This window comes from Arenibacter sp. 6A1 (assembly GCF_012272855.1).
Classification (GTDB): Bacteria; Bacteroidota; Bacteroidia; order Flavobacteriales; family Flavobacteriaceae; genus Arenibacter.
Map to the genome: position 1 here is coordinate 1 of NZ_JAAXCQ010000024.1, position 25,066 is coordinate 25,066.

33 protein-coding genes are annotated in these 25,066 nt (G+C 38.1%); 29 read left to right on the forward strand and 4 right to left on the reverse strand.

Annotation, left to right across the window (positions count from 1 at the left end):
• The first annotated feature begins 416 nt into the window (after nucleotides 1-416).
• The gene (locus HCG49_RS16865) at nucleotides 417-1,199 is read left to right on the forward strand and encodes a hypothetical protein (protein ID WP_168470688.1); all 783 of its coding nucleotides are present in this window, start codon (nucleotides 417-419) and stop codon (nucleotides 1,197-1,199) included.
• A 257-nt stretch (nucleotides 1,200-1,456) separates the two neighbouring features.
• Here HCG49_RS16865 and HCG49_RS16870 read toward each other — a convergent pair whose 3' ends face one another.
• Entirely contained in the window at nucleotides 1,457-2,080 is a 624-nt protein-coding gene (locus HCG49_RS16870; RefSeq protein WP_168470689.1) for a LysE family translocator, read from the reverse strand.
• 103 nt (nucleotides 2,081-2,183) lie between these two features.
• Between HCG49_RS16870 and HCG49_RS16875 the strand changes: the two genes are divergently transcribed.
• The gene (locus tag HCG49_RS16875) at nucleotides 2,184-3,056 is read left to right on the forward strand and encodes a LysR substrate-binding domain-containing protein (RefSeq protein ID WP_168470690.1); all 873 of its coding nucleotides are present in this window, start codon (nucleotides 2,184-2,186) and stop codon (nucleotides 3,054-3,056) included.
• 822 nt (nucleotides 3,057-3,878) lie between these two features.
• On the opposite strand, the gene HCG49_RS16880 is transcribed toward HCG49_RS16875, so the two are convergent.
• Both HCG49_RS16880 and HCG49_RS16885 read right to left on the reverse strand, forming a co-directional pair.
• Nucleotides 3,879-4,613, reverse strand: a complete 735-nt coding sequence (locus HCG49_RS16880; protein WP_168470691.1) for a BRCT domain-containing protein — start codon at nucleotides 4,611-4,613, stop codon at nucleotides 3,879-3,881.
• Between the two features lie 72 nt (nucleotides 4,614-4,685).
• Complete coding sequence (locus tag HCG49_RS16885; protein WP_168470692.1) at nucleotides 4,686-5,072, reverse strand: hypothetical protein; 387 nt, start codon at nucleotides 5,070-5,072, stop codon at nucleotides 4,686-4,688.
• A gap of 109 nt (nucleotides 5,073-5,181) precedes the next feature.
• Here HCG49_RS16885 and HCG49_RS16890 point away from each other — a divergent pair, with 109 nt between their 5' ends.
• The 10 genes from HCG49_RS16890 to HCG49_RS16935 all read left to right on the forward strand — a co-directional run bounded on the left by HCG49_RS16890 (nucleotide 5,182) and on the right by HCG49_RS16935 (nucleotide 11,828).
• Nucleotides 5,182-5,421, forward strand: a complete 240-nt coding sequence (locus HCG49_RS16890) for a hypothetical protein (protein ID WP_168470693.1) — start codon at nucleotides 5,182-5,184, stop codon at nucleotides 5,419-5,421.
• 66 nt (nucleotides 5,422-5,487) lie between these two features.
• On the forward strand, nucleotides 5,488-6,018 hold the full coding sequence (locus HCG49_RS16895; RefSeq protein WP_168470694.1) for a KilA-N domain-containing protein: 531 nt from the start codon (nucleotides 5,488-5,490) through the stop codon (nucleotides 6,016-6,018).
• A gap of 40 nt (nucleotides 6,019-6,058) precedes the next feature.
• Nucleotides 6,059-6,493, forward strand: a complete 435-nt coding sequence (locus HCG49_RS16900; RefSeq protein WP_168470695.1) for a hypothetical protein — start codon at nucleotides 6,059-6,061, stop codon at nucleotides 6,491-6,493.
• 117 nt (nucleotides 6,494-6,610) lie between these two features.
• Nucleotides 6,611-7,201, forward strand: coding sequence for a helix-turn-helix transcriptional regulator (locus tag HCG49_RS16905; RefSeq protein ID WP_168470696.1), 591 nt, complete (start codon nucleotides 6,611-6,613; stop codon nucleotides 7,199-7,201).
• A gap of 2 nt (nucleotides 7,202-7,203) precedes the next feature.
• Entirely contained in the window at nucleotides 7,204-7,668 is a 465-nt protein-coding gene (locus HCG49_RS16910) for a hypothetical protein (protein WP_168470697.1), read from the forward strand.
• 4 nt (nucleotides 7,669-7,672) lie between these two features.
• Nucleotides 7,673-10,522, forward strand: coding sequence for a hypothetical protein (locus HCG49_RS16915; protein WP_168470698.1), 2,850 nt, complete (start codon nucleotides 7,673-7,675; stop codon nucleotides 10,520-10,522).
• Nucleotides 10,500-10,784, forward strand: a complete 285-nt coding sequence (locus tag HCG49_RS16920) for a hypothetical protein (RefSeq protein ID WP_168470699.1) — start codon at nucleotides 10,500-10,502, stop codon at nucleotides 10,782-10,784. Before HCG49_RS16915 ends, HCG49_RS16920 begins: the two co-directional genes overlap by 23 nt.
• Nucleotides 10,781-11,047 carry a hypothetical protein gene (locus HCG49_RS16925; RefSeq protein WP_168470700.1) on the forward strand — a complete coding sequence of 89 codons (267 nt, stop codon included), beginning with the start codon at nucleotides 10,781-10,783 and terminating at the stop codon, nucleotides 11,045-11,047. The genes HCG49_RS16920 and HCG49_RS16925 overlap by 4 nt, the downstream gene beginning before the upstream one ends.
• 18 nt (nucleotides 11,048-11,065) lie before the next feature.
• Nucleotides 11,066-11,578, forward strand: a complete 513-nt coding sequence (locus tag HCG49_RS16930; RefSeq protein ID WP_168470701.1) for a hypothetical protein — start codon at nucleotides 11,066-11,068, stop codon at nucleotides 11,576-11,578.
• 1 nt (nucleotide 11,579) lies between these two features.
• A complete protein-coding gene (locus HCG49_RS16935; RefSeq protein WP_168470702.1) occupies nucleotides 11,580-11,828 on the forward strand; it encodes a DUF3850 domain-containing protein in 249 nt (82 codons plus the stop codon).
• A 68-nt stretch (nucleotides 11,829-11,896) separates the two neighbouring features.
• On the opposite strand, the gene HCG49_RS16940 is transcribed toward HCG49_RS16935, so the two are convergent.
• The gene (locus HCG49_RS16940; protein WP_168470703.1) at nucleotides 11,897-12,508 is read right to left on the reverse strand and encodes a hypothetical protein; all 612 of its coding nucleotides are present in this window, start codon (nucleotides 12,506-12,508) and stop codon (nucleotides 11,897-11,899) included.
• 50 nt (nucleotides 12,509-12,558) lie between these two features.
• Between HCG49_RS16940 and HCG49_RS16945 the strand changes: the two genes are divergently transcribed.
• The 17 genes from HCG49_RS16945 (at nucleotide 12,559) to HCG49_RS17025 (ending at nucleotide 24,976) form a co-directional block, all read left to right on the forward strand.
• Nucleotides 12,559-12,981, forward strand: a complete 423-nt coding sequence (locus HCG49_RS16945; protein WP_168470704.1) for a single-stranded DNA-binding protein — start codon at nucleotides 12,559-12,561, stop codon at nucleotides 12,979-12,981.
• Nucleotides 12,982-13,139: 158 nt separating this feature from the next.
• Nucleotides 13,140-13,961, forward strand: a complete 822-nt coding sequence (locus HCG49_RS16950; protein WP_168470705.1) for a BRO family protein — start codon at nucleotides 13,140-13,142, stop codon at nucleotides 13,959-13,961.
• Between the two features lie 588 nt (nucleotides 13,962-14,549).
• On the forward strand, nucleotides 14,550-14,795 hold the full coding sequence (locus HCG49_RS16955; RefSeq protein WP_168470706.1) for a hypothetical protein: 246 nt from the start codon (nucleotides 14,550-14,552) through the stop codon (nucleotides 14,793-14,795).
• A gap of 36 nt (nucleotides 14,796-14,831) precedes the next feature.
• Nucleotides 14,832-15,311: a hypothetical protein gene (locus tag HCG49_RS16960; protein ID WP_168470707.1), complete on the forward strand. Its 480-nt coding sequence runs from the start codon at nucleotides 14,832-14,834 to the stop codon at nucleotides 15,309-15,311.
• A 98-nt stretch (nucleotides 15,312-15,409) separates the two neighbouring features.
• A complete protein-coding gene (locus HCG49_RS16965; protein WP_168470708.1) occupies nucleotides 15,410-15,883 on the forward strand; it encodes a hypothetical protein in 474 nt (157 codons plus the stop codon).
• Nucleotides 15,884-15,955: 72 nt separating this feature from the next.
• The gene (locus HCG49_RS16970; protein WP_168470709.1) at nucleotides 15,956-17,296 is read left to right on the forward strand and encodes a S49 family peptidase; all 1,341 of its coding nucleotides are present in this window, start codon (nucleotides 15,956-15,958) and stop codon (nucleotides 17,294-17,296) included.
• A 17-nt stretch (nucleotides 17,297-17,313) separates the two neighbouring features.
• On the forward strand, nucleotides 17,314-18,261 hold the full coding sequence (locus tag HCG49_RS16975; RefSeq protein WP_168470710.1) for a hypothetical protein: 948 nt from the start codon (nucleotides 17,314-17,316) through the stop codon (nucleotides 18,259-18,261).
• Between the two features lie 29 nt (nucleotides 18,262-18,290).
• Nucleotides 18,291-18,668 (forward strand): hypothetical protein, encoded by a 378-nt coding sequence (locus HCG49_RS16980; protein ID WP_168470711.1) that lies wholly within the window; start codon nucleotides 18,291-18,293, stop codon nucleotides 18,666-18,668.
• Nucleotides 18,669-18,671: 3 nt separating this feature from the next.
• Nucleotides 18,672-19,232, forward strand: a complete 561-nt coding sequence (locus tag HCG49_RS16985; RefSeq protein ID WP_168470712.1) for a hypothetical protein — start codon at nucleotides 18,672-18,674, stop codon at nucleotides 19,230-19,232.
• 104 nt (nucleotides 19,233-19,336) lie between these two features.
• Nucleotides 19,337-19,831 (forward strand): MW1434 family type I TA system toxin, encoded by a 495-nt coding sequence (locus HCG49_RS16990; protein WP_168470713.1) that lies wholly within the window; start codon nucleotides 19,337-19,339, stop codon nucleotides 19,829-19,831.
• Nucleotides 19,832-19,921: 90 nt separating this feature from the next.
• Nucleotides 19,922-20,644, forward strand: coding sequence for a hypothetical protein (locus tag HCG49_RS16995; protein ID WP_168470714.1), 723 nt, complete (start codon nucleotides 19,922-19,924; stop codon nucleotides 20,642-20,644).
• Nucleotides 20,641-21,921 carry a DNA modification methylase gene (locus HCG49_RS17000; RefSeq protein WP_168470715.1) on the forward strand — a complete coding sequence of 427 codons (1,281 nt, stop codon included), beginning with the start codon at nucleotides 20,641-20,643 and terminating at the stop codon, nucleotides 21,919-21,921. Before HCG49_RS16995 ends, HCG49_RS17000 begins: the two co-directional genes overlap by 4 nt.
• A 151-nt stretch (nucleotides 21,922-22,072) precedes the next feature.
• A complete protein-coding gene (locus HCG49_RS17005) occupies nucleotides 22,073-22,315 on the forward strand; it encodes a hypothetical protein (protein WP_168470716.1) in 243 nt (80 codons plus the stop codon).
• An 8-nt stretch (nucleotides 22,316-22,323) separates the two neighbouring features.
• Nucleotides 22,324-22,506, forward strand: coding sequence for a hypothetical protein (locus HCG49_RS17010; protein ID WP_168470717.1), 183 nt, complete (start codon nucleotides 22,324-22,326; stop codon nucleotides 22,504-22,506).
• 1 nt (nucleotide 22,507) lies between these two features.
• Nucleotides 22,508-22,738, forward strand: a complete 231-nt coding sequence (locus tag HCG49_RS17015) for a hypothetical protein (RefSeq protein WP_168470718.1) — start codon at nucleotides 22,508-22,510, stop codon at nucleotides 22,736-22,738.
• Between the two features lie 88 nt (nucleotides 22,739-22,826).
• Nucleotides 22,827-23,465, forward strand: coding sequence for a hypothetical protein (locus HCG49_RS17020; RefSeq protein ID WP_168470719.1), 639 nt, complete (start codon nucleotides 22,827-22,829; stop codon nucleotides 23,463-23,465).
• Entirely contained in the window at nucleotides 23,465-24,976 is a 1,512-nt protein-coding gene (locus tag HCG49_RS17025; protein ID WP_168470720.1) for a terminase large subunit domain-containing protein, read from the forward strand. The genes HCG49_RS17020 and HCG49_RS17025 overlap by 1 nt, the downstream gene beginning before the upstream one ends.
• Nucleotides 24,977-25,066: the final 90 nt, after the last annotated feature.

The following is a 25,066-nucleotide window of genomic DNA, read 5'->3' on the forward strand; positions in this document are numbered from 1 at the left end:
CTCCGCGTCCCAAACGCGGCGCGATAACCGGGCTACGCTACACCCCGAAGAAAATATCAGCGGTTGTTCTAATAAAACAGTTGCTATTTTTTCGGACTGCAAATATATAATTATCTTGAAATACAGCACCACATATTTCGAAAAATTTTGCCCCATATCTTTTATTTTTTGAGATTGTAGCTTTTATAGCTTGGAAGTCTTCCTTTTAAACTCTAAAAACATTTTGAAAAGAAGGGAATAGGGGATGTAATAAATAAGCGACTTGAATGGTCTCAATGATCATGAATAGTATACCTTGTTTAAGGTAACTACATGTATTTTATGTGTGTAAGAGATGTCTTTATAAATATTTTATTTTATGGTAGGGTATTTCCTTTTTCAGTTGTTATATCTAATCAATTATAAAACTAAAAGTGATGAGTACAGAAAATCGAAATGTTTTATCCGTGGTAAAAAGTACCTTCTTTCAGGTAGGTGTTGGAATTCTTGGGTTGCTAACTGTAGTGAGTTGCGACAAGGACAGCACATCTTACAAACAGGGTAACATGGCTATTAGTGCCAAAGCTAAGTTTGACGATAATAGCGGTGAATCTTCCAAAACAGGAAAAGAAATGGGTGCTAATGTAGTGCTGAGTGATTTCTTAATCAACCTTAAGGAATTTGAACTGGAATTTGACCTTGATTACGAGGATGATGAAAATGAACAATGGGATGACGATGGCTTTTATGATTATGAAGATGAAATAGAATTGGAAGGTCCTTTTGAGTTAGATCTGTTAAAAGGGGAGATTTCTTTTATAAATGCAGAAATTCCTGTGGGAACATATGAAGAATTAGAGTTTAAAATAGATAAAAGTGCAGATGCTACCAGCGACCTCTTTGGAAAATCTATATTAATAAAAGGTACGATTGACAATGTGCCCTTTATCTTTTGGCACGACTTTGATGAAGATATTGAAGTCGATTTTGAAGATCCGAAAATGGATCTCGTTATTGTAGAAAATCAACAAAGCTTAACCATTCAATTCGATATGACCCAACTTCTTAATGGAGTAGGAGGGGTAGATCTTTCCCAGGCGACTGATGGAAATCAAGACGGGATTATTGAAATAAGCCCTGAAGATAAAGATGGTAACAATGAAATTGCTGCCCAATTGAAAGAAAAACTTAAGGATATTATAGATTTATTAGACGATTAATACTCTTAATCGATCGTGAATTACCAAGGCTAAAATGGGCGTCTTACAATGTTTTTATTGTGGTAAGATGCTGATTTTGGCCTTTTTATTATAGTGCAATGGATGTCCTTTTACATAAGGAAATTGTTCTTACAGAAAGATTAAATGGTGATTCTAGAATATAGTTATTCAATTCCCCTTGTTTGCTTTATCCCAGCAGGGACATCAATTTTGAAGTAAAACTCCCTTATAAACAAAAAGTGGGAGTGTATTTAATTTTAAGGGAGTGCAATTTTAATTCCCATTAATATAAAAATTAAACCACTTCCTTTATTTAACCATAAGCTAGTGCTTGGATTGTTCAGGATTTTATCAGAAAAAAAACTAGCAAATATAGTGAGGCTTAAATACCATGCTATACCCATTATGGCGAATGTGAAGCCCAATAAAATGAAAGGCACAGGATTTTCTATTTGTGTAGGATTAATGAATTGAGGGAAGAAAGCTATAAAGAATAATGCAACTTTCGGATTTAAAGAGTTTGTTAAAAATCCAGACCAAAAATCACTTTTTACACGTTTCTGTGGTTGGGGTGTTTCCTGGGGACTCAATACATTTTTGTTGTTTCTAAGGTTCAAATATCCTAGATAAATTAAATAAATAGCCCCAATATATTTAATCATAGAAAAAGCAAATTCAGATTTGGAAAGTAAAACCGATAAGCCCAAGGCTCCAAATAGGGTATGGGTTAATACGCCTGTATTAATACCTAATGTAGCAAAGATCCCAGATCGCCTGCCCTGAATAATAGACTTGTTCAATACAAAAATTGTATCCATTCCTGGCGTCATTATAAAAATCAACGCGGTAAGCATAAAAGTGATGAAATTTTCAATACCCATCAGTTCCTTATTTTTAAAATTAAATCTTGGGCCAAAGGAACTGTTTTGCTACCCGTAGAAAAATACATATTTTTGATAGTATAATGCAGAAAACGCATTAATTATGACTATTCAGCAAATAAAGAACTTTTTAGAGCTTGCGAATGAATTGCATTTTTGGAAAACAGCCGAAAAGGTCTTTATTTCCCAATCTACCTTAAGCAGACAAATTAGATCTCTCGAAGATGAGATGGGAATCCAGCTCTTTGAAAGGGATAAAAGAAATGTAAAACTCACCGATGCCGGGAAGTTTCTTAAAGAACATTGGTCGGCTACCATTAATGAGCTGGACCAAATTCATAGGCAGGCAAAAAAAATTGATGAAGGTATGTCCGGGTTTGTTTCAATAAGCTATCCGGGATCCATTACCTTTAGATTTCTGCCACGGTTTTTAGAAACTTTGAATGCAAATTTGCCCGACTTAAAAGTAGAATTGACGGAGCCGACAGATGAAAATCACGAAAAGTTATTATCTGATTATCGAACAGATATAGCCTTTAGTAGAGATAAAATAAGTAATGCTAGCATTGATTCCTTAAAATTATTCTCAGAACCAATTTGTTTGGTAGTTCCTTATAATCACTGGCTGAACAAAAAATCCTTAAGGGACTTCAATGAATTGCAGGATGAAAAGTTTATTATTTCTGGTCTGCATCAAAAAACATTCTTTGCTTCACTGTTAAGAAATTTTTTTAACAAACATGGGTTTGAGCCAAAAACAATAATTGAATCTGATTTTGGAGGGATGATTTTAAATCTGGTGTCTAAAGAAATTGGAATTTCTATTCTTCCGTTGTCATTTAAATTAGCGAAGGTACCGAATGTGCGATTTGTTGAATTAGATGAGGAAATAGATTTATACATCAACTGGAGAAAGAATGAACCAAATAAAACGATTAAAAAAGTTATTGAATATGTGAAGTTGGTTAAAAAATAAAGCGTTAGCCAGTTGCTATTAGTGTTTTTTCTTTTTTTTGGGCCCTTGCTTGAAGCAATCTGATGAAGCGGCTTAAAAACGCTATAAGTGAGCGAAGAGTTCTGCCGAAGAAGCAGCGAATTCAGTATCCTTTAAGATGGTAATAGGACTCTAGCTTGTTAAATTAATTTAATTAAAAACCCACAACTTGAGTCTGTTGCTTTGAAGTACTCCTAAATAGTGGTAAACAGCATTTGAAGACCTCACAAGTGGCATCTGCCAAAAGTTTTCGGCTTACTTTCTCCTTTGGTAGTAAATCAAGGAGTTTTCAAATTGGCTTAAGAAAGGCGTCCGGCAGCCCATCTTTACCTTAGTGAAAGCGGCCTGGGTGCTGTGGGGGTGGAAAATCCGTAGATTTCAAAAAAGGAGAAATCAGTCTTGATTTTTTTGAATACTTTTTTCATCGATGGAAAAAAGTATTGAAAGACCGATCAAAGGTTGATTATTGTTATTGTGTTACCTGATAATTTTAACTACACACAACTTTTGAGCTTGATCCAGCAATACTGCTTTTGAAGCTCCTAAAATCAAAAAAACCACACTAAAATTAGTGTGGTTTCTTGAGTGATGTGACCTCGACAGGATTATACATGCGTTATAAGTTATTAATAATTAACGTTTTAATATTTTATTGGGACACGAGTGGGACAAAGGGGGTAATTTCTTTACTTATCGTTGTTGTCTTGCTCTTTTTTTACGACCCTATCTATGGCCTTGCTCAGTTCCCCATTTTCTTCTTCGGTGATCTTAAAAGTGAATTCTATGTGGGTATTTATCATGTTGTTAATTTTTTATATCTGGGAATAATTTTAAAAATTCAGATTCGTTTAAAGTAGGTATTCCGTATTGCTCAATTTTTTTCATTTTTGAAGGACCAGGGTTGATCCCTATTATTACATAGTCCAAGCTTTTAGCTATACCTTTATTGAATCCGCCAGCTTCATGAATTAATGAGGCCATTTGAGCCCTATTCAATAATTCAAAGTCTCCAGTAATTAAAACCTTCTTATTATAGAACTTGTGAGTCTTATCCTGGATGTCAAGATTTGGATTTCTTAAATTATCTGAAATAACTTTTCCTTGATATACAGCAATGTCTTCAAAAGATTTTGCTCTAAACTCTTCAGGGACATTGTTTTTTCGTTTCGGGCGACTAGCGTGTTGGCTAAAGCCGTGATACCTAATTAGATCTTTAAGCGCCTTCTCTTTAAAATAATGCAAATGATCGACTAAAAAATCTTGACCTTTAAGAGCGTAGTTTATTGAGCACAGTAGGTGCATTCCTATTGAGGTAATTTCTTGCAATTCATTTTTGTGAAAGATGAATCCAGCGTTAAAAGCCTTCTTTATTCCTTGGTGTTTACACTCATTTGTAGCTCTTTGTATTAAATAAGCAAAGGTCATATCGTCTATATCTAGTGTTTCTTTAATAGTGCTAACGCTCCAAGCGGATATTTCAAAGCCACCTTTTAGAACTGTCAAGAAATCATTGTTTTCGAATTCACTTTGTTCATACATATGTTTTGGTTTTTTTGGTTATTTATTAATTCTATTTTCGCGCTCGTCAGAAAATCCGTCCTTATACAATCGTTAGGAAGCTTTACTTTTCCCACCATTATCTGTTCCTAAAAGTTTGTTTAAAGCTGAAATGGTTTCGTCTTTAGACCTTAATAGTTCTTCCTTGCTTTCTAGCAATCTTTCCAAATTTTTACAATTAATACAGTTGGCTACTTTTTGTTCTGATTGAGGCTCTTGCATTAGAGGCATAGACGGCTTAATGATCATTTCTCCCTCATCAAAGAGGAGCCAGTTAATATTAAAATCAGGGTAATTTGTCTTTATTGTCTTTAAATATCCACTTCCTATATTCTTCCCACGCCTTAAAACTCCTTCTGATAACTTACATTTAGAAGTAAATTGTCTTTGGCTAATTCCTTTAAAATCAAGATATTGTATAATTTTATTATTTATACTCATTATAAAAAGATATAATTGTTTGCACGGTAGGTATAATTGTCTTTATTTAGCATCACTAAACTATCAGTAAGGTAGTATAAAAATATCAGTAAACAAATAGGGTAAAACTATGATAAAAGAAGCCGAAAAAAAGAAGATTGTAGCCGTGTTGGGCTACCGGTACGTGGCCCCGGTACAAGACATGCTTAGCGAGCTAAAGATTGTAAATGCCAGGGGCGAGGAACACTCTAGGTCTATGATTATAAATGTAATGAACGGCTACCCCCATGAAGACATAGAGCATGCTATTTATATGGCCTTAAAAAGAAAGAAAGAAATTATAAAGGCACGTAAAAGTCTTTTAAAATAATTCTTACAGCCTAAGAATTTCCTTCATAAAGACATTTCAGACAATTTCATTAAAAACAACAAGCACATGAAAGCATTAGATTTTATCTACAAAGAATCGACCATTCACTTTTTAGTGAATCCAAACGACGGAAACGTTATGGTGAACGCTACAGAAATGGCTAAACTATTCAGCAAAAGAGTTGACCACTTTACAAAATCAGACCATGCAAAGGCATTTATAAAAGTGTTTCAAAATCACATTGAACAAACCCCAAATGGGGGTCGTTCAGATCGAAAAATAATAGACAACAGAGGTCATATGGGTATTTATTTTGACCGTCGCTTAGCTTTAAAGTTTGCGGCTTGGTTAGATGTTGAGTTCGAGTTCTGGGTTTATTCAACTATTGACGAAATAGTATTTGGCAATTATAAAAAGCACTGGGAAGCCCATGCAAGGCAAGAAGAGGCCAAGGAAGCTATGGAGACCTTAAGAGATATACTTTATAGAGAGCCTACCAAAGAAAGTGTCGCGGCTTATTTTGAACTGGAACGTCAATTAAAATTAGCCAAGAACGACAAGACCAAAGCTATTAGGAATCAGCTTAAAATGTTTTAAACCACTACTAAAATCATTAATCACTTAATACTTACACAAAATGTCAGATAAAGAAAAAAATCAGCATCAAAATTCTACAGAAACTATTCTTGAGGTATTGCAAGAGGCTATTAAATCTGTGAAGAATAAGAAAAAGGAGAAGCAAACGGATGGTCCGCTAGTAATAAGATGCCCTCATTGCAGACGAGTAACAAGGGCAAATAGAACAGAATGCTGTCAGTGCAATAAGCCCCTTACTCCAATAAGGGATACTGATACAACTGGTAAGTACCTAAAGGTCGTCAAGCGTGTTAGAGTTGACTATGAAGTCGAGGGCGTTTCGCAGATTAAGGGCTTCTTCTCTGTTGAGACTGATAGCGACCTCTTCTCTATCACGATCAATAATACGGAACTGCAAAATTCCATTGGTCTCAAGGATAATGTCTCTGGGCTTAGAGTCTCTGTCAATCTCCAACGTGGTAGTGACGTTGGGTAATTTAATTTTAATGTCCATTTTAAATAATTTTCTTGTTCAGAAAACAATATAAAACAAAAAAGCCCATAGTTAGGAGCTATGGGCTTTAAATATCATTAATCAAAAACCATTTACACAATGATTAACAATTACAAAAGTACCCATTTTACCAATACCCCGCAAGTAGCAGGGGTGATGCCCAACGATTGTAACGTAGAATTTGTCGGAATCCGCAAGACCAAAGAGGTTATTTGGTTGCAGAACGGCCAAAGCCGCTACTTTACAGATCTCCCTTTTCACTTTTACGAACTTCTAAGAAATTCCTACCTAAAAGACCATAAGGCGGTAGAGTTTTTACAGGGTGTTTCCGAAGACCTGCGCAGACAGGTAGAGCTATATACCTATTATATATATGGGGAGCTAGACAATACCCCGGATATTGTAAACGGAGAATTGGCACCCTCAGAAAACTTTAGAGATTCCCAGAACTGCCCAAGTCTTTTGTGGAACTCTAAGAAAATTACCATTAACGACCACGAGCTAACGCCCAGACAGCTTATTATAATAGACCTTATAGGGAGCGACATGCCAGACAAGGCCATTGCAGATGCCCTTGGTATTAGTCTTAAAACCTTAGACTTTCATAAAGCCAACCTTTTTAGATCTGTAGGGGTGTCTACCAAAACCGCTCTATTAAAATTATCTCTTCAACAACATATAATTGCCTAGCCATGAGTTTAAAGAATGTAAAATTAAAGTGCCAATGCGCTAATTGCAGCCAGTTTATAGCAGAAAAAAACCTGTTGGTAACCATAGAATCTTTTCCGGTTCCCAAGCACACCCAAGACACTATAAAAGAAATGTTCCCCAAGGTAGTTTGTTGCCCTAAATGTGGCAGTCCTAGAATAGATTTCTCTTACCGCGTATTTTTTGAGCATAAATATGAAACGGAAACTATGACGCCCTTAGAAAAGTCTATAGACCGTTGCAAAGCGCAAATTGCTGCCACTTATGACCATAACAACAACATTCCTTTAAAGGATAGGGAAATTATTAGGGTTGGGTATCAGTCTCAATTAAAGAGTTTGCTGCAGAAAAGACAATCAGTTCCAACAGATAAAGGCAAGGTGCCGCTTTGGAAGGCAATTAAAGAAATAGAAGTTGTTAACCCAGAATTAATTTCAACGCACAACTAACCAAATGAAAGAATTTCCGTTCGCAGACGCCATATTGGAGCAAACCAATGGCGGTCTACAGATAATACTAGATTATTATCCAGAAGCTCATATTAGTGAGCAAAATAAAAGCAAGAAGTTTAAAATGCGAAGCGATGATAAAACCGCTTCCTCGTCCCTTAAGCAAACAGATAAAGGAACATGGCTTGTCATTGATTGGGGAGCTTGGGATAAGCCTAAAAACGGCATAGGAGTTTGCATGTTCGAAGATAATTTAACCTTTGGGGAAGCATGTAAAAAACTAGCGAAACTTTACAATGTAGCGTACAAGGATTTTACACATACTGCAAAACCAGAGATTAGCAAGCGTCCTAAAACTGCGGAAGAAACTAAGGGGTCTTATTTGTTTGATTATAAAAAAGAACTGACCGACAGCGAGCTTGCTGTTATTGGCCCCAAGGTAACCAATGCAATAGCTAAAAGGTTCTGTTTAAAAGCCGTAAACAGTTATAGTTACGTTAAGGACAATGAAGTAATAACAACAGCGTCTACGGAAGAGTATCCTATTTTTGTGTACGATTTTGGGACTTGGCAAAAAATATACCAGCCAAAATCTGCCGATAAGTCTTACCGCTTTAGGTATGCCGGAGGTAGGCCGCAAGATCATATTTTTGGGCTAGACGATGTAAAATCAGAGTTCGCTAGGCTTAAAAAACAGGCAGAAAAAGACGTGGACGAGGAGAGTCCGGCCAAGGATGTTAAGTTTAAACTAGACAATCTTATCCTTTGCTCCGGAGACAGGGATGCCTTAAATATGGCTTCTTTTGGGTATAATGTTATTTGGCTAAACAGTGAGACTGCCGGCCTAAACGGCAACCAGTACAAGGTTCTTAGCGGCTTGTCCTATAACATTTACAACTTGCCAGATATAGATAATACCGGAGTGCGCGAAGGTGTAAGATTAGGGATGCAGTTTTTAGATATTAAAACCATCTGGCTGCCTCAATATATGCTTAAATCTAAGGACTGGAGAGGAAACCCTAGGAAGGATTTTTTAGATTTCGTTAATTTAAAATACAACAGTAAAGACCCTTCTAAGTTTAGCAAGCTTCTAAAGAAAATGATAGACAACGCCTTGCCAATGAAATTTTGGGAAGAGCAAAAGACAGATAAAGGCGTAAAGTATCATTACAATATTGTACATGCCGAACATTTTTTACAGCACCAGGGCTTTTTTAGACTAGATACACCTTTTGAGAAAGACGAATACTGTTATATACATATTGATGGTAATACGGTGTGCCGGGCATCTCCTAACAAGATAGAGAATTTTGTAAATAAATTTTTAGAAGAAAGGCAAATGCCTGTTCCGCTGAGGAATATGGTTAAAAAAACCCCTTACTTAAAGGAGGCCATGCTTTCTAAGCTGCCTATGGTAGATATAGACTTTAAGGACTGTGACGCTTATACGCAATACTGGTTCTTTAAGAAAAACGTGGTCGAGATTAAAAAGGAAGGAATTACGGTTCATAAAAAAGGCATCATAGATAAAATGGTGATGGAAGAAAAGGTGATTCAGCACCCCACCAATATTTCGGAGCGAAATTTTGAAGCTAGTTTTGAAGAGCCACATTTTAAAATCTCCAAAGACGTAGACGGGGATGATACTATAGAGATTCTTAAGAAGGACAATCCTTTTTTAAACTACCTTATAAATACCAGTCGTATACACTGGCGAAAGGAGCTAGAGGATAGTTTTAAAGGGAAAAACGATGCCGATAGAGAAGCGTATTTTAAAGAGCATCAATTTAGTATATCGGGTCCAAACCTAAGTCCGGACGAGCAGTTAGAGCAAAAGCAGCACCTTATAAATAAAATATATGCTTTAGGGTATTTGCTGCATAAGTTTAAGAATAAAAGTAAAGCGTGGTTTGTTTTTGGAATGGATAATAAGCTGAGCGACATGGGCGAAAGCCACGGAGGCTCTGGAAAGTCCTTGATGTACGATTATCTGCAAAAAATAATGTTTAACCAGTTCTTTATTCCTGGTCGAAGCAAAAAAGCGGTAGATAGCGAGTTCTTATTTGACGGGGTTACGCAAGAAACCGATTATATCTTTATTGACGACATGAATCAGTACTTTCCTTTTCAACAGTTCTTTTCAGAAATCACCGGCAAGATGAAGGTAAACCCAAAGAACTCTAAAGGGTATACTATAGACTTTATAGATTCTCCTAAGCTTTGCGGCACCTCTAACTTTCCGCCCTTGGCATTGGATCCTTCAAGTTCAAGAAGAATTCTTTTTACCGTAAACAGCGATTATTACCATGAGAATAAAGACAACGAATATATGCAGACTAGGCGTGTGAGCGATGATTTTGGAGGTAGAAACTTGTTTGATGATTTTACGGAAGAAGAGTATAATTCTTTTTATGTTTTTTGTGCGCAATGCGTGCAGTTCTTTTTGGCTAGCCCTACTAAAATTAACCCGCCAATGGACAACGTAAACAAGCGTAACCTAATGAGCGAAATGGGAGATGCATTCCGCAACTGGGCTACTGTATATTTCTCTGAGAGCAATGATAAGCTAGACCGTCTTATTAGCCGTGTAGATGCTTTTCAGGACTACCAGCGTGTAGCGCAAGGAAAGAAATCGGCCAACAATTTTAAGAAGTCCGTAAAAGCCTATTGCAAACTAAATAACTTCATTCTAAATCCCAAAGAAATAGACAAATCTGGAGATGGGCGTATTATTCAAAAATTTGAAGGAAAGTCCCAAGAACTCTTCTACATAAAGACCAAGCTAGACACCATATTAACAGAGCTCCCAGAGGAGCCAGAAACTCCAAATTATGAAGACGACATTCCGTACTAACACTTTGGAAACACAGAAATTAACGTCCGAACTTCTAAAAATAGGGGTTCGGGTGTTTCCCGAGCCCGTTGTTAGCTACGGCAACACGGTAAAAGGGTATCAGATACGTGTAGAGCGTAAATTAAACTCTGGGAAATGGGGAATGCCACACACCTTTAAAAAGATTGTTAAAGTAAACGAGTGGGAAGATGCCATGGTACGGACCATAGAGCACGTTCATAGAGAAGAATTTAAACTAAAGCCAATTAAAAACAAACCATGAAGCATTTAAATAATTTAATATCAATAATAGGTCTGGACAAGATAGTCCATGCAGAGACCTGTTTAATAGGAGTGGTACTGATTCATAGATTATTATCTCCTTACATCGAAAGCAACAATTTAGCAGCTTTATTAGCCTTTGTAATAACCATAGTCATAGGAGCTATAAGAGAGCTTGCAGGAAATGAAGACATCAAAGACAAGATAGCTAATTCAATAGGGGCAACGGCAGGATTAGTGTACGTGATATGGATTAATAATTAAACCAAGAAAACTAAAAGTATGAGTTTAGAATATAGAATAACTAAAACACAGATAGAGTGCATAGAAATAATAGGTAAGCACTATTCTTTTGCTAAATTTTACCTTGACTATAGCGAAAACCAAGGCAGACTATCCATATCTTCTGACTATGGGTCATGGTCCTTTTACTGGGGAGCATGCGGCATACCATTTAAAGAGTTTCTTATTGGACTAGACAAGCATTATGTGGCAGGTAAGTTTGGGGAGGATAAATACTTTGATCTGGAAAAAACAATATCATCCTTAAAGGACAGGATTAATGAGTACGCTACAGATAGCTATGAAAAAAAAGAACTTAAAAGAGAATTGAAAACATTAAAGAATTCCTCTAATAAAGAGGAGTTTATTCGTAAAATGTGGAATTGCGATGAGATTTTAGAAATGGAAAATAATTGTCCAGATTTAGTGGAAACCATAAGTCCATCGTTTGATAATTTTTGGAGCAAATTTTGGCCAATATTTATAAATGAATTGAAAAGTAAAAACACTTAAAATGGATCACAAAATTAAAATATTAGCAGATTACGCAAGCAAACACCTTAGAGGTGTTAAGCCTTGGGAATTAAGGAAGAATGACAGAAACTATAAAGAGGGCGATTTTATAACTTTTGTTGTAGTCACTAATCGAAACACCCCAACAGGTATGACGTATAGAAGAAAAATTATTGATGTGTTCGAGGGAGGTGTATACGGATTGCAAGACGGATTTTGCATCCTTACAATAAGCAATGTTGTCTATTGATTCTGCAACTAAAACAATAAAAATTAATTTAAAATAAAACAGTATGTTATCAACTATCTTTATTGCGTTCATTCTCCTTTACTTTTCAATGTTGGCGTATATGTATTTTCATATAAAACCTTGGTCGATTGCAAAGAATCTTGATTTTTTTGGAGTGAAATATAAGTATGCAATGTTTCTATTTCCGCTTGCATTTTCTCTAGTCGTTCTGAATGCTGTATTGCAGTTTTTGTTGGCCGTAGGCTTTGTATAAAGTTATAAACACTCAGCCCGGCCCCTATCAAGGCAAAAGAAAAAAACCAAGGAAATGTTTTCAGTTTACATTTATTTAATCTTAAACTAGTTATGGAACCCTCTAACTCTAAATGCTCTTTATGGGCTCGTTTTTTTTCTTGTTCCGCAGCATCTTTTTCAATTTTTGAAAACCCCCCTTGAGTTAAAAATTGATTGGTAATTTCATTTGCAATTAAAAAGCAATTTGTTTTACTTATTCTAACATCAGCAACTTTATCAACCGTGTTCTGCATTTTTTCCAACAAAAATTGAATTTCTTCAAAAGTTATTCCTGGAAAAATAATTTTTATTTCCCTTGCCGAAATGGTTTTGTTGCTCTTTTCTAAAGCGTGTTTAAGAATAATGTCTTTAACCTCGCCTTCAGTATGTTTTTTTATCTCTTCCATAACTTATTAATCAAAAATCACTAAAGTATCATTAAAATAACAATACACAAATGAAATCATTAAATAAAATAGAATTAATAGGCCACATAGGGCAAGAGCCAGTGGTTAGAAAATTAGAATCGGGCACTACGGTAACCACCATGTCTATGGCCACTACAGAAACCTATAAGGATGCCCAGGGACAAAAGCAGAGTACTACCTATTGGCACAATCTGGTGCTATGGGCTAAGCTTGCCGAAATAGCCGAGCAATACGTAAAGAAGGGCGATAGGCTTTTTGTAGAAGGGAAGCTTACCCATAGAACCTATACCGCACAGGACGGCACCAACCGGAACGTTTCCGAGATTGTGGTAAAAGATATGATTATGCTAAACAACAAGCCGCAAAACGCTCCTGGAGCCCAAAGCACGCCACCAGAACCACAAGGAGTGCAAACTACCGCCAACAATGAAGAAGACGATTTGCCTTTTTAATCGGCCCCCATACATCTAAAACGAAAACCCTCGGCAATTTGTCGGGGGTTTTGTGGTTAAAACAGTTACATATAGAACTATAATAATTTAAGCGAAATACATTCAGGTAATTTTATTAAATTGTACATTCGCAAACAGATTAATGTCAACAAACTATCATGACTGATATTACAGAAAACCCTAATACGAATCCGACATTTGAGGATTTTAAAAACGAAAACGGAATGACCTATTGGTGGGCTTCCGATTTAATGAAAATGCTTGGATACCCAAACATGAAATCTTTTCAGAAAGTTTTGGACAGAGCCACTAAAGCACTTGTTTCTTTAAACATTCCGCACTACGATAATATCGTGGCCAAACAAAGAGAAGTTGACGGGCAGGATACGCAAGATTTTAAACTTACCCGTTTTGCCTGCTACATAACGGTGATGAATGGTGATCCTAAGAAAATACAGGTAGCAGAAGCACAATCTTATTTTGCTCAACAGACTAGAAAATTCGAATTGTATATTCAGGACAATACGGAAATTGATAGGCTGTTAATACGGGAAGAGTTAACAGAAGGAAACAAGTCCTTGGCTTCTGCAGCAAAGAGCGCTGGAGTGGTTAACTATGCTAATTTTCAAAATGCCGGATATGTTGGTATGTATAATATGAAGTCTTGGCAATTAGAGAAGAAAAGAGGTGTAAAAAAAGGGAAGTTAATGGATAACATGGGGCGTACCGAATTGGCTGCAAATTTATTCCGTATTACACAAACCGAAGAACGTATTAAAAACAAGGATGTAAAAGGACAATCGAACCTGGAGCAGACCCATTACGAAGTAGGAAGGGAAGTAAGAAAGATAGTAGCAGAGAACGTTGGTAAATCTCCGGAAAACCTCCCTCAAGAAAAACAATTGCCCGAGGTAAGAAAAGAATTAAAACAAGGGTATAAAAAAATGGCTTCCGAAGATAAGCCAAAAAGAAAACCTTAATACCTAAGAAGGTTTTCACGACCCTGAATAAGTAATTAAATCTATCACCTCAGAAAAGCCCTGGATTATTCGTCTAGGGCTTTTTTTGTTTTCAGATTTCAACCTAAAAGTTTTTCTTTTTCGGGGCTGTTTTCCTCCCCTCCCCCCACCAATAAAAAGGTAAAAAAAACTGTAACTTTGTAACCGACTTGAAAAAATGCTTGGGAAGAGCCGTTTTTATTGGGTTTCTATTGGTTACAGTTTTATTTTATAAGTTGTAACTATTATTAAAGGTTACAAAAAAACTGTAACCAATTAACTATAGAATAAACCGGTTACAGTTTTATTTTCTATAAAAAGAACTGGTTACAAAAAGAATTTATTAAACTGTAACTACTTAACTATTTAAAAATAAAATAGTTACAAACTAAATAAGTAAAAGGTTACAGAGTTACAGTTTTATGTTGCGTTTGAGAGCTTTTAAATTTTTTTCCTGCCAAAAATTATTCCTGTTTCTAAAATGACGTCCTAATCTAGCTGCGCGCGTTTTTTTTTCTTTGTTTTCTGATAAAAGTTAATTTTTTAACACTTAATCCTAAAAAGAAGCACATGGAAGATCTTGTAAAAATTTTCAAAAGAGAGCAAAAACGCGTTAAAAACGGACCTACCTCTTATTTAAGAGAAATTAAGACTGCAGGGGACCCGGCAAGCATTGCCAGTGCCATAAAATCGTTGCGAAAAAACAAGCATCCATATTTTGAAGTTGTGGACACTCATAAAAACACTAAAACTGCCTATTCTATTGGTCTTTCGGGGCAAAATTACGAGGTAAAAACTTCCTTTATTAAGGGATAATTCGTACTTTAATAGGTTTAAAAACCGCCCTGAATTATGCCTGGAACTGTAACTGTAAACGTGCCGCTTAAATCGTATCTGACCAAGTACCTGTCTCAAAAGTACGGAGGGTCTCACTGTGTAACCAGACGATCCTGGTTAGGAAAGTACATTGTAGATGTGCTAGATAAGCAATACCGTAGAAAACCGGTAAACCTGAGCAAAGAATCGTACTACCAGCTAAACATTCCGCCATCGATCGTCAACAGGGAAGGGTTTTCCTTTTCCTCCGTAAAGCAAAAGAGTCTGGAGGAAATGATAGAGAAGGTTTTCCGTAACGACATGTACGGCTATATAGAAGTTTCTATGGGTGCCGATCTAAAGTTTATAAACCCCGAGCACAATAGCCTTAACAAGCAAAGTACAGTGCAGGCGATCAACCAATTCTTAAGGTTTTACAACATTTCCGAGGACGAATTATCGCCAGAATCTATCTATAGAGACTTCTTTAGGCACAAGAAAGTGACAAACCCGTAACATGGGCGTGCAGAAAAACGGTTAAGCCCAATGAAAACAAGGCTTCCGAGTGTGACAGTTTTCGCAAATGTTTTATTTGTCCTAATTTAAAAAAGAATATGACTACCCTAGACACTATTAATAAAGAACAACCGGGCGGATGGCTTCACCTTCACATAGTTACCTTGGAAGAACTGGCCAAATGTCCAGCGCATATAACCAACGAAAATGCGCATCTGGTTAATATAGCACCTTCGCAAGATGTGTTGGACGTACTGCCCGTTGGGGAGTCTATCAGCATAAATGAGACCCCGAGCGAAACCACCTCCGGAACCATGTACAATATAAAGGCGGCAGTGGAATTTGGCGTGCAATCCAAGGCGCTAGATTCTTTTTTGGATAAATACAACCGCCAAAAAGTGGTGATCATTGGCATAAAACCGTCTGGACTCCAAAAAATGTACGGCAGTAAAAAATTCCCCCTCACGTTTTCCTATCAGTACAGCAACGGTAAAAATTTTGAAGACGGTAGCTACACCCGTATAGAAATAGCTGGAAAAATACCCCAAAAACCCGTGATTATGAGCGATTAAGCCTCTGTGATTTTCTGTCCTATTTTAAAAATAGAGGTACTTATATGTTTGTAAGGTGGTTAAACCTTACGAATGAGTATCAATAATTTACATTCCTTATTAAACGGCCGTTGGTTCATTGATGAACATTACGGCCAATCTCTTTTACCTACCCTGTTTACGTTGCTTAACGGCAACCAACCATTGGCGGTCCCCAGCAACAAACAACCAGAGGCTTTTGTAGCCTCTGCTACGTTTGGGGTTGTAAATGCGTCTTCCTTTGATGCCTCGAGTAATACGGATTCCTATGTGGCCATAATTCCGCTAAAAGACCCTATTACCAAGTACAGCCAAGAATGTGGCCCAAGGGGAACCAAGGCCAAGCAACGCACCATGGAAAGCTTTAGGCGCGATCCTAATTGTGCAGGCGTGGTGTTGGACATCGATAGCGGTGGCGGACAGGTATCTGGCACGCCAGAGTTTCACGATTACATTAAATCGTACCCTAAGCCAGTAGTGAGCTATACGGACGGTTTAATGTGCTCTGCTGCCTATTACATTGGTAGTGCCGCCAAGCACATAGTGGCCAACAAAAGAGCCGATGACATTGGCAGTATCGGAACCATGATCAATTTTATCGATTTTACCGGGGCTTACGAAAAGATGGGTGCAAAGGTGATCACTGAATACGCCACAAAATCGACCCAAAAAAACAAAGACTTTCAGGACCTTCTTGCAGGTGATTCCAAAGGGTATATTAAAAATGTACTAGACCCAATCACGGATACCTTCCACGAAGATATGTTGGGTGTTAGGCCCGGCATTAGCAAGGATGTTCTGGAGGGCGGAACCTATGGCGCGGACGTTTCCCTGGCAAAAGGGCTTATCGATGAAATAGGCACTTTGCAAACGGCTGTCGATAAGGTGATGGCACTAAGCGAGGAGGAATCCCAAAAACAAGACACAACACAAACACAATCACATAAATCTAGATCTACGATGAATAAATTAAATGTTCCTTCGATTGAGGCTGCTATTGGTGCAGAATTTTCCGAGGGAGAAACAGAAAACGGCATCTTGCTTACAGATGCCCAAGCCACCGCCTTAGAAGGTGTTTTGGTGCAAAATGCGGCTGCTTTAGATGCTGCAAACACCGCTGCAACTACTGCTGCAGGAACCATTAGCGGCTTGCAAACTGCTGCTGCCGATACAACTACAGCCGTTCAGAATGCTTTGGTAGCTGCTGGCGTAGAAGGCGCCGAAACTATGAGCAACGAAGAAGGGATTAACGCCCTGTCTGCCCTTGTAGCCGAGTACGGTGGTGAAGATGGCGGAAAGCCAACCAACATCCTTAACAACGGGGAAGAAACCGAAGAAGAAACCAATCTTAATGTAGTTGGAGGTCTAGACATTTCCGCTGCCATGAACTATTAATTTAATACCAATCTAAAATGTCTATAGAAAAAACAGACTTAGTAAGCCAATTTGGAGGCTACTACAACCCAGAAGGGCAGAACGAAAGCAGGCTTTTAAGCGCTATTCGTCAAAAATCAGTGACCACCTCCTACGCCAAGCCAATTGTGCACGATGGGGAGTTGTACAAGTTTTCCAATGTTGTTTTGGGGGAGATTGTACAGCAGTTTCAAAAGAAGTTTACCGCTAAGGGCGATATTGAGTTTAAGCCAAATTCTATTCCGCTTAGAAATATCAAGATAGATCTTGGCCTTTACCCAGACGATGTAAAAGGATCTTGGTTGGGCTTCTTAAGCTCATTGGATGAGCAAGAGCGCGCCAAATGGCCTATCGTTAGGTATATGTTAGAGAAAGAAGTAGTTCCTCAGTTGCATAGCGATATGGAGTTGAAGGCTTACTTTAAAGGTAGTTATGTTGCTCCTACACCAGGAACACCGGGAACCGCTGCAGGAAGTTTGGACGGAATTAAGAAATTGTTAGATGCTGGTGTATCTGATAGCTCTATGCAGTCTGTAACCTTGTCTGCTCCCGTATCTAAAACCAATGCCTTTGATATGGTAGAGGAATTCGTAGATAATTTTGATCCGTTGTTAGAAGGGACTAAAATGCGCTTCTATTGCGATCCAAAAATTTTACGTTGGTACCACCAAGACAAGCGTAATACGCACGGTTCTGATGTGAACTACAATCCAGAAAAACCAGTAGTAGACTTCTCTACTTGCGAGTTGGTAGGCTTGCCGTCTATGGCAGGAGAAAAGTATTTCTTCGCCACTCCAGAAACGAATCTTCTTTATTTAAGAAGACAGAACGGAATGAAGAAGCCAAGAGTAGAGGAAAGCAAACGAGAAGTATTCTTGATGACCGATTGGTGGGAAGGAATTGGCTTCGGCTACAACGAGCTTGTGTACGTAGCTACATGGGTTTAATCTATTAATTATAAAACTTTACTTCTGATATGAATAAAGAACAATTGTTAAAGCGCGCACAGGAACTTGGTATTCAAGTTCCTGATGGCGCTACCAACCCACAGATAGAAGACCTTATTAAGATTGCAGAGCATTCTTTGTTAAAGGCAGAAAACAAGGAGCTTGCCAATGAACTTGCCACGGCCAACGAACTTATTGAAGCCCAAGAGGCCAAAATAAATGCTCTGGGAGAAGCTGCGGAAGATCCTGAAGCGGTTACCTATGAAAAAGGTAAGGCAGTGTACAAGCTTACAGGTAAAGCCATACGTTTTAAGGGGGTTAAATACACGGCTGAAGAAGCGGTGAAAAATGAGGAGCTTATGACGGCCCTTATTAAATCCAAACATCCAAACCTTAAAAAACAATAGACCATGGCTATAAAAGTAGAAACTATTGGTGCAGCCGCTTCGGAAGTCTCCGGAGCGTTTTCGCACACCGAAATTTATGTAGGTCTGCTTAGGGATTTTGAAACCCTAACGGAGCCTAAAGGCAAATATGGTACGGATGCCGCTACTACCTTGGCAGAATTGGTAGAGATCTCTGCTCCTCACACTTTTAAAGTGGGGTTTGGATTTACCAAGGTGAAGGCTATTCAGGAATCCGTAATTCTAGAGACCGCCCAACTTGGCAACAAACCTTCTCCGGTACAGGAGAATAAAATGACGTTCCAGATGTTAGGCTCCGATGCTGAGATTTTAGGATTTAAACGCCATGTAAAAGGCGAAGACCTTATTGTTCTTGGTAAAGAATTTGCTTCTGGCAATGTTCGCCAAATTGGCTCTGCAAAATATGCTGCGGCTGTGATAGAAAGTACCTCTAAAATAGACGGTACTGTAGAAGGTGAAAATGCAACAACCTTTGTTGTCCAGGACAAACAAATGTACGATGCCCCAATTTATAAAGGAGACATTACCCTAATGCCTACTGTATAGCTTTTCTTGTTCCTTTTTTTGATTGTTTGATTAAAAGCCACCTTATATCCGGGTGGCTTTTTTGTGTCCTAATTTAAAAAATTGACAATTGTCATTTTTACACTATGAAATTAAAAATTCTATTCCTTTTTGCTCTCGTGTTAGGTTTTAATATGAGTGCTGTGGCTGTTACAGGATCAGACCACAAGGAAAAAACGAAAACCGAATTTAGTGCTGATCTTGATTTTAGCGCGGAATTAATTATTGATAATAGTTTAAATAAAGTAAAAATGAAAACAGTAAGTTATGCAAAAGCGAACGAAGCTTTAAAACAAGGAGAGCGAGTGTGTAGACAAGATTGGATTGGAAAAGGGCTGTTTGTTTTTATGCAGGTGCCAAGCCAGATACCAATGGATATTGTTCCTAAAATGACATCATTACCACAATCTGTAAAGGATGAGTTTTTGAAACGAAAAAAAAACAATACGATTAATTGCTCCTATCAATCCATTAAATACCGAGATCAATTTGCTATGGTCTATCCCGACAATGTTATATGTGGGTGGTCTCCATCGCCGTCTGATGTTCTTTCGGACGATTGGATTGTTTTGAATAGTTAACCTATATTTTTTATATGTAAAAGCCACCTTGTATCCGGGTGGCTTTTTTTTGTCCTATTCTAGCTTATTGACAATTGCCATGTTTGTACTATGGAAATAGAAAATTGGTTTAAAAACGGCTGCGATTATGAAGAGGGAATTTCCCTTTATGCTACCTTAAAAGGGCATAGCAAAAACTTGGTGCGGCTGTTCTGTTTAAAAGATAGCCCTAGAAATAGGGAGAAATTAAAGTACGAACTGGAGAAGCACCGGACGGAGAGTGCACCGGTTCTGTCCATGGTTGAAGACAATTCCCAGCCAAAAGTTAACCTACAGGTTAATTCTGAGGCAAAAAAAAGCAATCAGCATTTTTACCGGCTTAACCAGTTGCCGTTAGAATTGCACCCGTTGGCGATTAAACAGCGATCTGACTACCAAACCGCTATCTCCTTAAAACTACAACTAAACGACCTGCACCCAGATGAAGAAGGCGTGGCCTTGGAACTGTGTCTCCAGATAGAAAACTTGTTCGATTCCATAGAGGAAGCCCAAAAGATTCTTAGCTATTATATAGAACATAAGGTGGTGTTGGATGTATCGCCTAGGGATTTCAATAGCCTCACCCCTGCACAACTGGTGAAGCGCCAACTAAACAAGCGGTCTTCTATTACCAAGCTAAAAGGGCGAATTAAGGGATATCATAAAAAACTAGCTACCAATTTGCCTTTGGCAGAGCAAACCAAGACCAATACGCAATTACAAAAAACAACAGAACGATTAATGCAGCATCAATTAGAGCTGCAGCAACTTAATGAAATGATCAATAATAAATGATAGATATTTTAGCCCCATTAGAATGGCATACCGAAAAGCGAATTGTAAAGGACCTGGTGCCGTATAACTACAATCCTCGTAAAATTTCACCAGAACGTTTAGAAAAGCTTAAAAACAGTTTAGAAAAATACAACCTAGCCGAAATACCGGTAATTAATACCGAAAACATTATTGTTGCTGGTCATCAAAGGGTTAAGGTTCTTATGGCTTTGGGTCGTGGAGAAGAATTAATTGATGTTCGTGTCCCTAACCGAGCTATGACAGAACAGGAGTTCAAAGAATATAATATTGTATCGAATGTGTCCGTTGGATATTGGGATACTGAGATATTAGAAGAGTGTTTTGCTGATATTGATTTAATGGACTTAGGTTTAGATGTTAATAACATAGAGCTCCCTGAGGATGTAGTGCCATCTGGTTTTAAACAGGAAGAAGAACAGGATTTTGATCCTACACCTGCCAAAACGCCTATTACTATTTTTGGAGATGTTTACGAGCTGTCGAGCAAGGAAAAAGGCTTATTACACCGTGTAGTTTGTGGCGATAGTACCAATACCGAAGATTACAAAACTCTTTTAAACGGAGAATTATTTGATCTTGTGGTTACGGATCCTCCATACAATGTAAACTACCAGGGAGGTACCAAAGAAAAGCTTACCATACAGAATGATAAGATGTCTAATGACGACTTCTATACTTTTCTGTACATGTTTTACCAAGAAACTTTTCTAAACGCTAAACCAGGAGCGTCTATTTATGTTTTTCACGCAGATAGTGAAGGAGCAAACTTTAGAAATGCCTTAAAAGATTCAGGATACAAGCTTGCTCAATGTTTAATATGGCTTAAAAATAGTTTGGTGATGGGGCGTCAAGACTATCATTGGAAACATGAGCCTATTTTATACGGATGGAAAGAGGGGGCTGCCCATCCATGGTATAGCGATCGAAAACAAACTACTGTACTGGAGTTTGATAAACCTCTAAGGAATGGAGATCATCCAACAATGAAGCCGTTGGAAATTATAATGTACATAGTAAAAAACAGTTCTAAACAAAAGAATATTGTGGGTGATTTGTTTTTAGGATCCGGCTCTACCTTAATTGCTTGTGAGCAAACTTGGAGAAACTGTTACGGTATGGAATTAGATCCAATTTATGCCGATGTAGATATTCGACGATGGATAAGTTATATGTTAGATAATGATTTGGAATTTGAAGTTAAAAAGAACGGTAAATCTTTGAGCGAAATTGAATGGCGTATATATTTAGATAAATAGTATATTTGAAGCGTCGAATCACTCAAACAAATACTAATGAACGCTATTAATATAGATATAGGCAGGTGTCGGTGTACAGTAATGTCCCGGGGTTTTACCCTGCCTATTTGGTTTGAGTGAGCCTGACAGCGCCTGCCTTAATTCATAAATTATGATAGATAAGACATTAGAAATTAAAGCTTTTATAAAAGCGAATTATTGCCCTGGCACTTTAAATAATACCAAGCCAGAACTGCAATTGAATAACCATGCTATTCTAGAGCTTCTCTTTCAAGTTTTCCCTGTAGGTTGTATAGATGATTACGATCTTCAAATGTTACTTGGTCAGCTTGGATATACTCCTCAAAAAAAGGACAGCTTAGATTTTGTTTGGTGCCTCTTGGAAATTGATTAAATTTAGGCATGACAATTACAGATAATAATTTTTGGTTTGAAGAAGTTACGGAGGTAGCGCAAGAAACATTGGAATTATTGAAAAATTCCAATAGCTCCATTCGTTTTAAAAATGAAACCATTATAACATTTAAAGGCTTAGATAGAGTTGATACTGGCCGTGGTTTGAATTTTCAGTTATTAGATGAATGATATGGATCCAAAAGAAAAAGCTAAACAATTAATATGGGAGTTCTTGCCTTTATTAGAGGGTTGGGAATCTAAAGAAAAAACTGAATTGTCTAAAAAACTAGCATTAATTTGCGTTAACGAAGTGCAGCAAACAAACCCAACTATTAAAGGCAATTCTGATGATTTAACAACAATGATTGTTCAGACTAAAGCTTATTGGCGGATGGTTGAAGCTGAAATAAAAAACTTCTAATAAAATATCCCTAATATAAAAAAAGCCTCTTTCTAGGGGCTTTTTTTCTGTCCTATTCTAGCCTATTGACTATTGCCATGTTTGTACTATGGCAATAGAACACTTACCCACAATAAAAACAGGCGACTCTTCCTTTGATAAGATTTACGCCTATTATAAAGACGCTGCAAAATACCCACTAACAGAGAAGCAAACGGAACTAAAAGACCGTTGGTTGTCAGCCTTTGCTTTGCGCCAAAATTGGCATTCTAGGGAGCAGGCTGCCAATGTATTGATGGAAAAATACAACATCAGTCGCGCTCAAGCTTATAGAGATTTAAAAAATGCCGAACGTTTGTTTGGCAATGTTATGAAAGCAGATAGGGATGGTTCTCTGGCTATACTTTTGGAGTATTCCCATAAATTCTTACTAATGGCTGTGAAAGCAAAAGACCTAAAATCTATAGGGAAGGCTCTGGAGCTTATGGGTAAATATGCTGAAGTTGACAAAGAAAATTCTATCAATTTCAACCCTGAGAAGCTAGAGAACAAACCAATTAAAATGTCGGTCCCAAAAGAAGTGTCCGATGCTATCCTAAAGGCCTTGACGGGCGGAACAATAGATTTAAATACCCTAGAGGTAGAGGACGTGGACCATGAAGAAGTAGAAGATGAAGATTTAGAGTATGGTTCTCCAGCTCGTGACTTTGCCGAAATGGATGCTCATAATGAAAGTGAAAATAAGTAATGAGAAAAATTAGTCGCTACAAAGAAGTTGTTTTAAACGCTGCCCAATTAGCTGCAGTATTGGCCGTGACGGTATTAAAGAAAACAAAGATCTATCTGGAATGGGGGCGAGGCACTGGCAAGTCCTTTATACTTGCCTTCTTTATGAAGGAGATGGTGAAGCAAATGCCGGGTGCCTCCTTTGCGTTGGTCGGTTCTACTTACCAACAGATATTGGCGCGTACCTTGCCCTCGACCAAGAAAGGTCTTTCTATTCTTGGCATACATGAAGGTTATGACTATGTGGTAGGGAAGAATGGCGCTCGTTTTGGCTTTGCAGAACCCATTTATCCGCCAGACAAGTGGGATAACATTATACATTTTAGCAATGGCGCCATCTTTCAGCTGGTATCGTTAGACAATCCCAATAGTGGCCGTGGTCTTAACTCCTTTGGTATTTTGGGCGATGAAGCCGCTCTGTTCGATGCCGAGAAATTGTTCAACAACGTAAAGACTACCAACAGGGCCAAGGAAGCAAGATTTGAAAAGGCCAGTCTATTAGGGGCCGAGATATATGCTTCGTCTACTCCGCTAACCAAAAAGGGCCGTTGGTTCACGGACATGGAAGAAGTAGCCAAGAAGCGTCCTAAGAAGTACGCCTTTATAAAGGCATCTGCTCTTATCAATAAATTAAATCTTAGGCAAGAATGGTTCGAGGAGATGAAGGACGAATCCCCTTCGGATCTTATCTACAATGCGGAGATACTGAATATTAGACCCAAGGAGATCCTTAACGGCTTCTATCCGCAGTTAAAGGCTGACAAACATTACTATACAGACTATGACAACGAGTACCTGGAGAGCATCACCGGAAGTTATACTCAGGCTTCTTTCAACTGCAGACAGGACAATGATATAGACAAGGGCCGTCCATTGATATTGTCCATTGACTGGGGTGTATTCCTTTCTGCTGTAATCAGTCAGCAGTTGCCCAACAAATACCGGGTACTAAAATCTATGTGGGCCAAACAGCCTCAAGACGTAGAAGACCTGGTGAATGATTTTGACGATTACTACAGCGCGCTGCCATCTAAAAGGGTGCATCTTTATTATGGCCATGATGGCAATGCCAAGGTGATGAAGGGAACCAACGAAACCTATGGAGACAGACTGGTAAAGCTATTACAAGCAAAAGGATGGACGGTCTACGACAAGAGCAAGCGAAAGCCGGTAGCTCCGCACAACGATAAGTACATTTTGCTCAATATGATGCTGAAGGGAAGTAGTTCTCGTTATCCTGGTATAGAGATCAACGAGCAAAACAATCCAGATCTTATCATTGGTCTGGAACGCTCCGAAGCAACCGAAGGTCCTAACGGAGTGCAGAAGGTAAAGAAGGATGAGCGCAATGCATCCATGAAGCAGGAGCATACCACCCACCTACCGGATGCCTTTGACATACCAATCTATGCTTTGTACAAAGACTTATTGAAGCCCGAGAGAGAGCGTTGGGATCTGCCGGTGACGGTTTAAAATTTCAAAACAAAATTTCATATATCGCTAAAAACCGACACGGCAATTGTCGTTCTGCTTAGGGGCCGTCGTACCACAAGCCTGAAAAAG